The 13,736-nt window shown below is 46.8% G+C and carries 13 protein-coding genes; 1 reads left to right on the top strand and 12 read right to left on the bottom strand.

The features are described 5' to 3' along the window. Window positions 1-297 precede the first annotated feature (297 nt). Complete coding sequence (locus DCMF_RS12010; RefSeq protein WP_148134651.1) at window positions 298-486, top strand: hypothetical protein; 189 nt, start codon at window positions 298-300, stop codon at window positions 484-486. Between the two features lie 122 nt (window positions 487-608). On the opposite strand, the gene DCMF_RS12015 is transcribed toward DCMF_RS12010, so the two are convergent. The 12 genes from DCMF_RS12015 to DCMF_RS29220 all read right to left on the bottom strand — a co-directional run bounded on the left by DCMF_RS12015 (window position 609) and on the right by DCMF_RS29220 (window position 13,716). Continuing rightward, window positions 609-2,132: a sodium:solute symporter family protein gene (locus DCMF_RS12015; RefSeq protein ID WP_148134652.1), complete on the bottom strand. Its 1,524-nt coding sequence runs from the start codon at window positions 2,130-2,132 to the stop codon at window positions 609-611. Beyond that, complete coding sequence (locus DCMF_RS12020; RefSeq protein WP_214659292.1) at window positions 2,120-2,398, bottom strand: hypothetical protein; 279 nt, start codon at window positions 2,396-2,398, stop codon at window positions 2,120-2,122. The genes DCMF_RS12015 and DCMF_RS12020 overlap by 13 nt, the downstream gene beginning before the upstream one ends. Before the next feature lie 61 nt (window positions 2,399-2,459). Beyond that, on the bottom strand, window positions 2,460-3,917 hold the full coding sequence (locus DCMF_RS12025) for a trimethylamine methyltransferase family protein (protein WP_148134653.1): 1,458 nt from the start codon (window positions 3,915-3,917) through the stop codon (window positions 2,460-2,462). Between the two features lie 330 nt (window positions 3,918-4,247). Beyond that, window positions 4,248-4,487 (bottom strand): hypothetical protein, encoded by a 240-nt coding sequence (locus DCMF_RS12030; protein WP_148134654.1) that lies wholly within the window; start codon window positions 4,485-4,487, stop codon window positions 4,248-4,250. Window positions 4,488-4,585: 98 nt separating this feature from the next. After that, window positions 4,586-5,566 carry a PsbP-related protein gene (locus DCMF_RS12035; RefSeq protein ID WP_214659293.1) on the bottom strand — a complete coding sequence of 327 codons (981 nt, stop codon included), beginning with the start codon at window positions 5,564-5,566 and terminating at the stop codon, window positions 4,586-4,588. Window positions 5,567-5,835: 269 nt separating this feature from the next. Further along, window positions 5,836-6,489, bottom strand: a complete 654-nt coding sequence (locus DCMF_RS12040; protein WP_148134656.1) for a stalk domain-containing protein — start codon at window positions 6,487-6,489, stop codon at window positions 5,836-5,838. A gap of 183 nt (window positions 6,490-6,672) precedes the next feature. Next, window positions 6,673-7,644, bottom strand: a complete 972-nt coding sequence (locus tag DCMF_RS12045; protein WP_148134657.1) for a Bug family tripartite tricarboxylate transporter substrate binding protein — start codon at window positions 7,642-7,644, stop codon at window positions 6,673-6,675. 106 nt (window positions 7,645-7,750) lie between these two features. Then, a complete protein-coding gene (locus tag DCMF_RS12050) occupies window positions 7,751-9,283 on the bottom strand; it encodes a tripartite tricarboxylate transporter permease (RefSeq protein WP_148134658.1) in 1,533 nt (510 codons plus the stop codon). Then, a complete protein-coding gene (locus DCMF_RS12055; protein ID WP_148134659.1) occupies window positions 9,280-9,747 on the bottom strand; it encodes a tripartite tricarboxylate transporter TctB family protein in 468 nt (155 codons plus the stop codon). The genes DCMF_RS12050 and DCMF_RS12055 overlap by 4 nt, the downstream gene beginning before the upstream one ends. Before the next feature lie 82 nt (window positions 9,748-9,829). Beyond that, window positions 9,830-10,801, bottom strand: coding sequence for a Bug family tripartite tricarboxylate transporter substrate binding protein (locus tag DCMF_RS12060; RefSeq protein WP_148134660.1), 972 nt, complete (start codon window positions 10,799-10,801; stop codon window positions 9,830-9,832). Window positions 10,802-11,146: 345 nt separating this feature from the next. After that, window positions 11,147-13,546 (bottom strand): glycyl radical protein, encoded by a 2,400-nt coding sequence (locus DCMF_RS12065; protein WP_148134661.1) that lies wholly within the window; start codon window positions 13,544-13,546, stop codon window positions 11,147-11,149. Between the two features lie 11 nt (window positions 13,547-13,557). Next, on the bottom strand, window positions 13,558-13,716 hold the full coding sequence (locus DCMF_RS29220) for a benzylsuccinate synthase gamma subunit family protein (RefSeq protein ID WP_214659294.1): 159 nt from the start codon (window positions 13,714-13,716) through the stop codon (window positions 13,558-13,560). Between the last annotated feature and the right edge of the window lie 20 nt (window positions 13,717-13,736).

Raw genomic sequence — 13,736 nt, forward strand, 5'->3', positions numbered from 1 at the left:
CTTTGATTTAACACAATGCCACCGGCCCAAAGGGCCTGTTAATATATCATATGTAAATAACCGAAATCGGTTACTTTGCCAAGCAGATGATAAACCCAAATGGAAATCGGCCATGTAATTTAGCATTGCAGGTGACAATGATCCACTGATTTAGTAATGATCACAATAAAACCGCCTCAGGGTAAAGAGGACGATGCTGCATAATTTTATGATAAAAGTGTCACCAAACATACTTGCCAATCATAATATAATTCAGGACAAGTTGTCCCGATACCCATGGGAAAGGGGGAAATCTAAATGCCATATGAAAATGAGCGATTTATTGATAAAGGTAAAGATGACGACAAGAAAAAGGAATGCAATTGCTGCATCAAGATTGAAGACAGCATTGTTGTACTGATTTGCGGCGACATTGAGATTGAAAAGGTAAAGAAATGTCTTGATTCCGTGTTAGAGGTAAAAGGCAGTAAAAAGATTGAATTATAGTGTAAAAGAGTAGTCTAGGGACCTTACAGAACTCTTACCGGCCGGAAATAGGAGCGACCCCTAAGCAAAAAGCTTAGGGGTCGCTCCCTTCACAAACAAGAATTTTCTCCTTATCCACAACACTACTCCGCATAATATGCTGATTCTGCCTTTTCCAAAGCCCCATAAAACTCATCCAGAACTTCCTTGTCTGTTTCTTTGGTGATCAGGCTGACCACAATCATTAGAATCGCTGAAATAGCCATGCCAAATACCCCGTACCAGGCATCCCCATAACCATACTCATAAGTTAAAAGAACCCCAATGGTTCCTGCCACAGAGGCAATAATCGCCGCCGGTTTCGTAGCTCTTCTCCAATACAAGGCAGCCACCAAAACAGGAAAGATGGGCATCACCAGGGCAATGGCAAACATAATCAAAGTCCAGATTAAAGGGGGCGGATTCATGGCCAGCCACATAGCCGCTACCCCTAAGGTAAACACTGCCAGTCTGGCAAGGAGTACATGAACTTTCGGGGAGACATTTAATTTCAATAACTGGTTGAGAATATCTTCGGAGATAATAGACCCGGCTACCAAAAGATGGGAAGTAGCGGCAGACAATCCTTTAGCCAAAACACCCCAAACAAAGATTCCCATTAAAAGGGCCGCAAAACCTAACCCATGGACAGCAATAACTTTTTCAATCAGATAAGGTATCACAAGCTCCGTATCGCTTCCGCTTAATCCGGGTACCAGAGCAATCGCTATAAAACCGATAAAGCAGGTGCCGGTCCAGACGATAAATTGTAATACTGGCTGAAACATCATCAATTTTCTTTGGGCGGCCATATCTTTCCCAAAATATCCGGCCCGGATGAAAACATCGGGCAGCATAATGGTCCACCCAATGGCACAGGCGATGGGATAGCCAAACCGGGCGGAATAGGGAACCCATTTTTCCGGTCCGGGATAGGAAAACCAGGAATTTGAGTTCTGCCAAACATTGGCAAAGGCAGCGGAAAGTGATCCCTCGTATCCGTAGTACAATGCGCTGAGGCCAATTAGCCACAGAGCACCCATAAAAATCCAGCCCTGAACCGTTGCCGCCCAAGCCACGGATTTCACGCCCCCAAAGGGAACAAACAGTAAAGCAGTCAGTCCTACGAACAATACTACGGCCGATTGGGAGACTTTGCCTCCGCTGGCCACATGGGCCGCGATCCCACAGGCATTATAGATGGCAGCGGCATAAGGTAATGATACACAAAAAAATATAATTGCCAAAATCAGTCTCAATAAAGGACTGCGGAAGCGATCATCATAAATGTCTGCCGGTGTGGTGTAATGTCTTTGGGTGTTGAGCAACCATACCTTATTCATGACAAAATAAGTCAAAACCGGGAATAAAGGCATATAGCTTAACTCCGACATCCAGTATCCAAATCCTCCCCGGTAGTAGCCTCCCGGTCCCGCAAAGAACACCCAGGTGCTCATGAGGGCGGCAATATACGTCATGCACAGCACAAACCAGTTAATCTGGTTTCCCGCCGTATAAAAGTTCCGGGCCCCAATGTTTCGATCTCTCCACCACATATAGATGCCAAATACAACCAGGAGAAACATATATACGATAAAAAGCAGCCAGGTTGTGCCTACAGAGAGCATTTAGACCCCTCCTTTCCCTCTTCATCCATGGGGTCCTTTTCTAAAGCATTGACATTCTCCTTTAATCTTCTTTGACGGTGCACCATGATCATCCCCACATAGGAAATAATCCAGAGTGGGAGTACGGTAAACACCGCGTGAATGATCGTTCCATGAGGAGTACCATAGGGCGGGACTCCCGGTAAATTATACAGAGCATAGAACAAGATCATGAGACCTAACCACCATTTTTCCGTTTTCTTATAGGCTTCAGTTTTTTTGGCCATTTTTTAACCCCCTTAATGTATTCGTCGTGCCATCACAAAGCGTTTTTAAAGATCCTTCGTATCACCGACTTGTCGGCCTCCTTTTTCCCAGCTGTTGGTCAGCCCGTTTCACAATAGTATCCAGTTCTTTCCGTACATCATCAGGCAGGTAGGCAGGCTGTCCTTTATCTTTAATCGTCAGATAATATTCTTTGGCCCGGGTAACTAAGTCTTTCGAGCCTTTTTCTGCCCACGAGGTCTTGGAATCACGGGAGAATAATTTGGCCCGATACCCGTCCCGGAAATGCCGGAAAGTATGATCCTTAGTAATAAATCCTTCGTTACCCTGCAGATCCATTAATTCCTGCCAGCCAATGTGCTCTTCATCCACTACCAAGCCTGTCTTTAATTGCTTCACCATGCCAAAGATCTCGTTATCGATAATTAACTGTTGCGGATTCAAGGTTTTTGCTGTTTCTATCTGACCGGCTCCTCCCAGAATTGAGGCCCCAGACAAGCCCACCAACAAGGCCAGGGATGCCTGTTCAATGCCGGATTGGGTATCGGGGACACAACTGTCTGTTCCAGTGGCATAGGTATGGGCGGGAATCCCATAACCTTCTTCGAACAACTGCATGGATATCATCCGTCCCATGGTGGTAGACATAGCTGACTGAGTCGTATTGGTGTTCACCATATCCATTTCAAATAAAAGAGGTGTGGCAATACACGGTGTTCCCGGAGCAATGAGCTGGGCCATGATAATCATCGCCAATACTTCTGCACATGCTAACACAGCAATTCCTCCCGGCGTAATCGGGGCATTTGCCCCCGCCGTAGGAAGGGAACAGGGTTGCAGAGGCAAGCCCGCTTTGCAGCCTTCCAAAATGATATTGGCGTCCATGCGGGCAAAGGTTAAAGGGGGAATGGAACAGCAGATTAGGCTGACAATGGGTCTCTTTTTCAGGTTTTCTTTTCCGCCTACGACAGCTGCCGCCATTTCGATCAAATATTTCACATTTTCCCCTTCATATGGCTGCAGCCACCCATGCTTTCCGGTATTGTGCAAAATCGTGTGGAAGGTATGAATGTCTATGGTTTCTGCCGGAAAATCAATGGGGTTGGCAGAGGGTAAAGACCAGTGGTCAATATTTTCCAGCTTGTCCACAAGCCGTGTCCATTCCGCCACTTGGTCTAAAGTAATATGGTGATAATCACCCTCTTCCGAAAGATAGTACATGGCTCCCGTGTTGGTCCGGGTATAGAACAATCCCTGGGGATGAGGAAAAAACAAATCATTTTTTGGGTCAATTGCTGCTAAGGTAAACTCTCGGGGAACCTGTTTTAAGGCCTCCTCAATTAATTTTTTAGAAAACTTGGCCTTGGGACCGGAGACCTCTGCTCCAGATTTTTTTAAGATTCCCAGTACTTCTTCATGATCCACTCTAATGCCTTTGTTGACCAGTAACCATTCAATTTTTTCCTTCAGAAACTCTATCTCCTGAGTCATTAATGCTTTGACATGGATTGATTGAGCCATTTTTCGCTCCCCCTTAATAAATTTTGACTTTTATTTGCTTCTTTGAGATCGAACATCAAAGTAATATCACCCGGCAAATGGATTCACCGCCTGTGCCAAGTAATAATGAAAGAATAGACAGAAAAATCGCTATTTTTCTGTAGAAAAATAAAAAAGAATCAATTTTGATGCCAAAAACAATGCTGACAATTTAATCATGAAATGTTCTTGCCCCCAAAAGATTCTTATCTATTAATTATTTACCAAGGACAGGATGAGGCTAATTTACCATGAGCCTGCACCTCCATGAACAGCTTTTATGAATCAGCCCTGGGAGGACAGGCCTTTCTTCTAAATATTTTTTAAGTGCTGAATACACTTGTTAATTTCCTCATCTAACGCCGTATAATCCGTCTTGTATCCATGCCCCATTTGCACATGACCCCATTCTATTCTGATGGTGAATTTAAATGGCTCAGGGATTTTCGGATAAAGTTTTTGCCAAATCAATTGGGCTTCCTCAGATGCCACATGGCAGCCGGCCTTTTCTTTAAATTTCAACAGCTCATTGATTAAGTGATCTTTATTCATCCCATATCTCTCCCCCAGTTTTTTTCCTTCCATGATTCCTTATGCGCGCACCCCTCTTTGCCATTCCGCTTAAGGGGCTTGGCGATTTGGCCTTTTCCTTAAATATCCCCCTGAAACCGGCAAGAATCGATCATTTTGTTTGCTACAGATAAACGATGATTAAAGTAAGGTTGTTCGGCACAGTATGTGATGATATATTCTCTGTCATCCTTTATAGTAAAAATCATCAGCCATTGAAGCTGAAAATTTCCTTGCTTCCCGGTACAGATCAATTTAAATCCGGGATTTCCGTCCACCTTCTCGTCCTCAACCTGAAGAATATTTGCCTCCGTGATGGTACTTTTCAGTCCCTTCATTTCCCTTTCTTTTAATTCTTCTAAAGATATTTCAGGCGGGAGTTCTCCTACGACAATATTGACACTTTCATGAATGGCCCTGGTGTGAGCGGCAATTGGGCCGACAAAAGCTACTAATACATGGGGAATATCCGTCTTAACTTCCCAGTCGCCAGGGTAATCAATTTCCAGGTGATATTTCATGTTTTGATAAGTCAAGAAGTTCACGGTTTGGTTCTCCGTAGGCGTTAATGCCGGATCACCTTTGTCCGGGTTGGCCCGAAAAGAGAACTCCGGGGTCATGGTCCCATCGGCAAACGATAAAGAACTATAGATAAACAGGGCAGCACCTATATAAAATATAATAACACCGTCAAGACGCCTGACAAGTCCCAAAAAACTTAACGGTTTCATGATATTGATCAGACCAAATGAAATGATGAAAAGACCGAGACACAATTTTAGGCCCACCGACCCTACTAAATAGAAGAGAGTTAGCAAAACAATTCCCGCAATAAGGGCAAGGGATTTCTTTGTAAATTTTCTTTGCCGATTTTGAGGAATAGTCTCTCCAGGCTCCGGTTCTTCTTCAAGTGGTTCCGCTTCGTTTTCCCCACTCGCCGACGGATGCCCCCATTCAGCACCATCCTGTGCCGACTTTGAACGAGAATGCATGCATGGTTTACCGCAGGTCTTACCCAAATGATCATCTCCACCTGCCCAAGCAATTTTTCTTTTGCCCATTTTATTCCACAGGCTCTTAAATAATCCTTTCGCCTCCAAAAAAATAGCTGAGCACTTAATAAATGCCCAGCTAAAGGGACTAGAAAGAAAATCTCCCCCCAGACTCAATTGCATGATAACTTTTTATACCTTTCAGCTTTTGAATTGCTTTTCCCTGAGTTTTCTCACCGGGTTTCCCAAAGAACAAGGCACGTTGCACATACACTTTCCACAGGTATCACCCAAGCGGCAGGAGTTTTAAAAACCCTTGCCGTTCCATCGAGCCCATTTCATTCAACGGGTACGGTAAATGATTTCGTCACGCTGCCGAAGAGATCCTGATAAAAGTTGACTTTTACGCTTTTACTCGCATGATCAATGCCAAATATCATCTGCGCGTTACACGTTGCCCCTGCCGGTATCGTTTGCGCATAGTTTGTTGGTGAATTAGGATAAGTATATCCCACTACTCCGGTAGCATCGATTACTTTAAAATAGATGTCCCCCAGGAACAGGTCTTCGGGATTGGCAATATTGGTGTATGTGTAATCAATAATAATAACTTGGGCCGGATTTTTGTCGGAAAATTGATTTCTTTCTTCTGTAGTCGTGATCTTGTTAATTTTAAAACTATACAGCGCCTTCCCTGTACTGTCCTTAACGGTGTATTCATTTTTCGCTGCTGCCGGTGGAGCCGTTGTGCCGCTGCCTCCTGATCCCACTGTAACAGTTTTTGTCTTCCCATCCCACGCCACCGATACCCCCAAGAGATCGCCCACAGCCTTAAGAGGCAAATAGGTAGTACCGTTGATAATTCTAATATCTACCCCCTGGGCCGTCTTCCCGTTGACAATTAGTTTTATTCCCGAAGCCGCCATAACCCCGCTGACAAATACCAGGCATAATACCAACGCACCTACCCATACTTTCCAATGCTTGAGCACGATAGTTCTCCCCCTTTGTTTTTTGGTGATTCATATATTCCACAACATTCCATATTTTCCTCTATATTAAAAACATTGTGGTGAAAATAGATTTGGTCTCAGCGCTCAAAAGGTAGCATTCTTGGGGGAAAATCGTGAAAAGAAGAGAGCCTTAATGGCAAATTCTCCACCGCTGCACTGTTTCTACTTAATAAATCCTATTTCTCTCAGCAGAGGCTCATACATTTCCGATTCCCTCTTGAGATAGCTTGTAAAGTCATCTCCAAAGTATTCTTCGGAAACCAAACATTCGTCATAGACATACTTTTTCCAGCGCTCGGTCGCCAGCAGTTTTTTAAATGCCTCAATCAGTACCTCTCTGGCATCCTCCGGGATGTCTTTAGGAGCGACTACCCCCCGGGGAATACCGGATACCAGGTTGTATCCTATTTCCTTTAAGGTAGGTACATCAGGGAGCTTCTTGGCACGTTCCACACTGGAAATGGCAAGGATCCTCATTCTACCCGCTTCCACCTGGCCCAGGGCAGAACGCATGGACATACTTCCCACATCTGCGTGGCCGCCCAGGACAGCGACTATCGTCTCGCCATCCGAGGTCTGCGGTACGAAGACAATCTTCCCCCCGATCATACGGGCAAATTGAATCCCCATAACATGGTCCGAGCTTCCCACCGAAGCCAAAGCCCAGGTGATTCCCTCTTCCCTGTTCTTACTATCTGCAATCAGATCTGCAAGGGTTTGATAGGGCGAATCGGTTTTCACAATAATACAGCTGGGGTCGCAAGCCAGCATGCAGATGGGGGCAAACTGGGTATAGTTGGGGCAGTCTTTACTTTGTAAGGGCGTCGTGATAAATGTGGACGTCGCACTGAGCACCACATAAGGGTCTCCTTTTTTGTCGGCGACGTACTTGTAAGCAACGGCGCCGCCCCCGCCCGGTTTGTTGGAAACAGTAATCGGTACATTTATCAGCTTTTCCTTGGTCAGCATATCGGCTACCGTGCGTAGAAAAGCGTCGCTGGATCCACCAGCGTTTGTCTGGCAGACAAATTCAATCGGTCTGTTAGGATACGCTTTATCTCCCGCCGAACACCCAACCAAAGAGAGAATCAGAAAGACCATCATCGTCAAAAGAATGATACGCTTAAGCCTCATGACATTCTCCTCCTATTATCATTGAGTTTTCTTAGCGCCCACAGAACCACCGGCAAGATCAACAGAGTTCTTTGGAATCTGCTTCTCAAAATAAATGTATCAAATTTTAAATTGTAATCTTATTGTCATCTTCGGATTTTCTGGCCTTGAGCCAGCTTTTGATCAGCCATGACACGCTCGGACCCAGTAATACAATAAAAATGAGCACTACCAAAGCCGCAGAAATGGGACGTTCCACAAAAATAAGTAAATCACCCCGTCCCACAATGAGGGCGCGCCTAAGATTGCCTTCAAACATCGGTCCCAAAAAGTAACCCAGCACAAAAGGAGCTACAGGAAATCGGTTCTTATGCGCAATATAACCCAGGAGAGCGAATACCGCTAAAACGATCAAGTCATTGGTATTAAAGGCGGCACAGTATCCTCCGACAATGATGAAAGCCATTACCACAGGGTAGAGGATATGCAACGGTACTTTCAACATCCTGATCCAAACACTAATCAGGGGCAGGTTGAGAATAACCAGCATAATATTGCCGATAAACATGGTGGCGATTAAGCCGTAGACGAATTGGGCATGATCCCGGAAAAGCAAAGGACCGGGAGTCAGCCCGTACATCATTAACCCTCCGGCAAGGATTGCTGCGGTTGCGGTGCCGGGAACCCCAAGGGTCAAAAGGGGCACCATTGCTCCACAGGACGCGGAATTGTTGGTAGATTCAGGCCCGGCTACACCCTGAATGGCCCCATGGCCAAACTTTTCCGGGTTTTTAGAAATGCGCCGCTCAACTGCGTAGGAGATAAAGGAGGACGCAGCAGCGCCTATTCCGGGCAAGATGCTGAGAAAAAAGCCCCCAAAGCTGCCCCGTGTCATTGCGCCCATGGATTCTTTCATGTCTGTTTTCGTAGGCAGAACGTCCCGCAAGCGGGTACTTACCCCCAAAACATCCGGGTTGCTCACCATCCCTTTCTCCATATCCCCCAAGATTTCACTCATGGCAAAAAGGCCCATCAGGATCGGGACCAGTTCGATACCTTGCTCCAAAGAGGTCACACCGAAGGTAAAACGGTTCACACCGGTGAGACTGTCCGTTCCTATGGTGGCAAATAATATCCCCAGCATACACGTGATGACGGACCTGAGTTGATTTCCGCCCAGGCTGGTAGCCATCGTCAGCCCGAGGAGCATTAAAACCGTGTACTCCGCCGGACCAAAGGCTAAGGCCACTTCCGCGATGGGCGCTCCGATCAGATATAATAATAAGGTGCCGATGGTGCCCGCGATGAAGGACCCAATGGCCGACATCCCCAAGGCGACGCCGCCCCGCCCTTGTTTCGCCATTTCATGACCATCCAGACAGGTGACGACGGAAGCCGACTCTCCCGGCATATTCAGCAAAATGGAGGTGATGGAACCGCCATACTGGGCCCCATAATAAATACCGCAGAGCATGGCCATGGCGCACAGGGGATCCAGGCCAAAGGTAATGGGAAGCAGGATACCCAGGGTTCCTGCCGGACCTAGCCCGGGCAAGACACCAATCGCAGTCCCTACTACGGTACCGATCAAGGTATACAAGAGGACGATAGGGATGAGTGCTTGCCCAAAGCCCATTATCAAGTTACTGAACAGCGTCATAGCGGCAGCACCCCCTGGGGCAGGATGATGCCCAACCCAAATTTAAAGACCGTATAAATGAGCACCGTGGAAACCACCCCAATCAGGAGGGACTTTTTCCAGGGGTGCTCCCGATCGACCACTTTCACAAAAAATGTTACCGCCAAAGCCACGGTGATGACGAAACCGAGCTTTTCCAGCAGAATTGCCACCAGCACAATCACGCCTAGGCAGCTAAAAACTATTTTGGGATTTGTAAACATCACATGCTCTTTGTCAACCTCCGGGCTGCCTTTGCGATAGGACCTAAGAGCAGGGATAAGTAAAGCAAAGGATAATACGATTAATGCTATCGAAAGCCAGAAAGGCAAAAAACCCGGGCCTGGACCATATTCGGCACGATATTGATAGGTAAGCGACATGCATCCGGTAAAGATTCCGAACAAAAGCAGCGAAAGTCCGGCGATTACGTCTCTTTTAGCCATAATGACTCCCCTCCCAGTTTCACCTGTAATAAAATTTCATGGCTGAGGGGAGGGCTCTCCTCCCCCCACCGCTGCATGGGATCTACTGCACCAGTCCTGCATCTCTCAGCAGAGGCTCCACCTTTTCTGTTTCCACCTTGAGAAAGTTGGTATAATCATCTCCATAGTGTTCTTCGGGAACCAAACACTCGTCATCCACGTATTTCTGCCAGCGTTCGGTGGCGGCCAGCTTTTTAAATGCATCGATCAGCACGTCCCGGGCATTCTCGGGAATATCTTTCGGCGCGCATACCGCTCTGGGAATGCCCATGACGATATCATAGCCCAGCTCTTTTAAAGTCGGGACATCCGGAACTTTTTTCGCCCGTTCCAAACAGGCTACGCCAATCATCTTAACTTTACCCGCTTCGACCTGTCCCAGGGCGGAACGCATGGACATACTTGCCACATCGGCGTGGCCGCCCAGGACGGCGACGATGGATTCGTTGTCTGAAGGCTGCGGCACCAAGACAACCTTGGCCCCGGTCATACGGGCAAATTGCAGCGCCATTAAATGGTCATAACTTCCCACCGAAGAAAAGGACCAGGTAAGTCCCCCGCTCTTGCTTTTACTGCCTTCGACCAGACTCTCCAGCGTCTGATAAGGCGAATCTGCCTTCACAATAATGCACTGGGGTTCCGTAGCCAGCATGGCGATGGGTGTAAACTGGGTATAGTTGGGACAATCTTTACTTAATATGGGTGCCACGATAAATGTGGACGGCGTACTCTGGATCACATAGGGATCACCTATTTTTTCCGCAGAATACTTGAAGGCAATGGCGCCGGAACCGCCGGGTTTGTTCACAACAGTAGTAGGCACATTAATCAGCTTTTCCTTGGTCAGGATATCAGCCACCGTGCGAATAAAAGCATCGCCGGATCCACCGGCACTTGACGGGACTACAAATTCAATCGGTTTGTTGGGATACGCTTTTTCTCCCGCTGAACACCCGCCCAGAGAGAGAACGAGAGAGACCATCATGGCTAAAACAACCATACCCTTAATCCTCATACATTATCCCCCTTTATCATTGACTTATTTAATACCTCCACAGTACCCCCTTCCCACCTCCCTCTTTTAAACCTTGCTGAAGAACCCTGAATTTCTTCTCAATTGACCTGCTTTCCCATATCACTCATTTTCCCAGAAATCATGATATCCTATGACTTTACCCTTCCGAATAATTTTGGGTTTGGTCCCTTCAAATTTTCTCCAGCAAGAGACAAAATCCTCTTTATTACAAAATATCCTAAAAATGGGTAATAAAATTTATAAAAAATAGACATTTACGACTAGGGCCAAATATTTTGGCCCTAGTCAGTAAAAGAGAACCCGGTGGGGTTGCCGCAAAATTAGTTAGATAGAATGCACGGAGCGAGCAATAATACTGTCCTGACAACCCTGATCAAGTTCCACAAAGAAGGCGCTATAACCGGCAACCCGCACCATCACATCGCTGTATTTATGCGGTTCCCGCTGGGCAGCTCTCAACGTTTTACTATCGGTAACGTTAAACTGGACATGATCAATGCCCAGGTCATACCAGCTTTTCATATAGGCCAGGAAGTGCTCTACCCCCTTTTCACCCTCTAATGACTCCGGGCTCAGTCTCTGGTTCAGCAACGAAGCTTTTTGTCTTTTATGGTCTATCTTGGAAACGGATTTCAGAACGGCCGTGGGCCCCTTCTTATCGCAGCCGCTGTAAGGAGAAACCCCGCCGTCCGCCAGGGGCTCGCCCGCCATCCGTCCACACGGCAGAGCGGCCGTTTTCTTCCCCTGAGACCAAACGCCGGATACCGCCTGGGATAACGGCTTTGGTGAGGTACCCCAGATGTCTTTCAGCTTATTCATTTCATCCGCCATAAAATTGTACAGATCGTTGACACCAATTAAGTCCACGTAGTCATCATCATTCCCCCATTTAGGCACATCGTTGATAAACTTCTGTCTCAGTTCTTCCTGTCCCGCCCAATTGTTTTTTAGTACTTTCACAAGCTCCGGGAGAGAGATCAGCTTTTCTTCAAAAACCAGTTTTTTAATTGCCGCCAGTGAATCTACGGTGTCAACAGCGCCGCCTAACAGGTTAATCCAGGGAACACTTTTATCTCCTGTGGACATCAGATCATGTCCTTGTTTTAACGCCCGTTCAAATAAACCGGAAAGGAGGGGTCTGGGAAAATATTCGCCTTGCAGCCAGAGGCTAATATTATGCATGCGCATGCCTAAATTAAGGGCGTACCGCACCTGCTCATTAAAGGCTTCCCGGAACTCTTCGTAGGTTCTAAACTGACCGGCAGTCCCGGTTTCCGGTCCTACCTTCTTGCTGAACATCAGATCATACCCATTGTTCAGGGCTGCCTCAAGGCATTTGGTCGGCGTGATATGCCAGGCATTTCTCCGGGTGCGGCCCCAGTCTCCACAGACACCAGGCGACATACATCCGATCAAGGCCCAGTTTCTCGCCTCTTCAAGGGTATAGCCCATATCCATCAGGTGGGCAATGGCGGTATCATCATTTTTGAATGAGGGGAAACCAGAACCTGTTTTTACCACCTCAAGGGCTTTTTTAACTGCTTCCTGGGACACATTCTGATGATAACGGAAGGCTAAGGAAGGTTGGTTTAATCTGATACTGATCGTAGCGTCTAAAATCGTCAAGGTAAGTTCATTGCAGGCATCGGAACCGTCGGCGTTTTGCCCGCCTACGGTATAGGCATTCACCATGTTGGTCCCCTGGTGTGACTGTCTTGTGGAAGAGGGAAGCAACCGTCCGCACTCGGTGATCTTAATCCACAAACACTCAATCAGTTCTTGCGCTTCTTCACGGGTAATATTCTTTTCCTCAATGACATCCTGCCGATAGGCGGGCCAGATAATCTGGTCAATCCTTTCCGATGCGCCATGGCATTCATGATCATAGAAATGGGTCAACATCCAGATGAACCAGTGGGCCTGAACCGCTTCTTGGAAGGTACGGGGCGGATGGGCCGGCACATGGGCGCATACCTCTGCGATCCGTTCCAGTTCCAATTTCCGGTTTGCATCTGTTTCGATGCTCGCCAAATAGGAAGCAAGATTGGCATAGCGGTTTGCCCATCGGATCACCGCCTTCATGGTGATCGCGACTGCTTCAAAAAAGTCTTTCTTTTGGGCTAATTCCGGCACCCTTACCAGATTTTCCACCTGCACCATTTCCTCGTTTACTTTTTTCAGTTCTGCTTCCACCTTGGCAATGATGCCGTTGAGTCCATGGGCAAAAATATAATCATGGTCAGGCATGGCCCGTTGGGTATAATCTGCGCCCAAGGCCCAAATGACCATTTTGGTATTTAAAATATCCATTTCCTCTTTCGTAAAATAACGGCTCATCATATCCTGGGGCGTTTTACCTTTCCAGTAATCCGCAATTTCGATGGCCTCATCCCTTACCTCTTTTGGTACATGGCCGTGTTGATCCAATTCAATAATAATTTCCCTGGGCCGTTCCGGCGAATACATGATGGCGGCAGGATCATTCCCCGGGTAACCCACAAGAAGCTCATGCTCTTTAATCAGTACCGTACACTTTTCCAGAATATTTTCCAAAGCCCTGGCTCTCCTAAGTACCGTAGGCAACCCCTCGGTTTCCTTCCAACTCTCGGTGTAATACCTGGCTTTTTCCACATCAACAGTGACGTTCTCTTTAAACTTGTCAGACAGAAAACTCTTAGAAATGTAAGACTCTCTTAATTTTTTCGTGCGCTCACTGATTGGCATAGCGACCCCTCCTATTGATCTTTCGTTTTTGGTGAACTTTCACATGCTTTTTTTGCCTGTCCGGCGGGCTTTGAAGTCCAAAACTTAAACCCTTTTAAATCCTTTTTTTCTTCAATGATTTCCCCCAGCTGATTCGAGATATTTTCCGATTTGTCGCCGCATGAATTCATGGTTTCACCTCCCTTTTGAT

The organism is Candidatus Formimonas warabiya (assembly GCF_002777255.1).
GTDB classification, from domain to species: domain Bacteria; phylum Bacillota; class Dehalobacteriia; order Dehalobacteriales; family Dehalobacteriaceae; genus Formimonas; species Formimonas warabiya.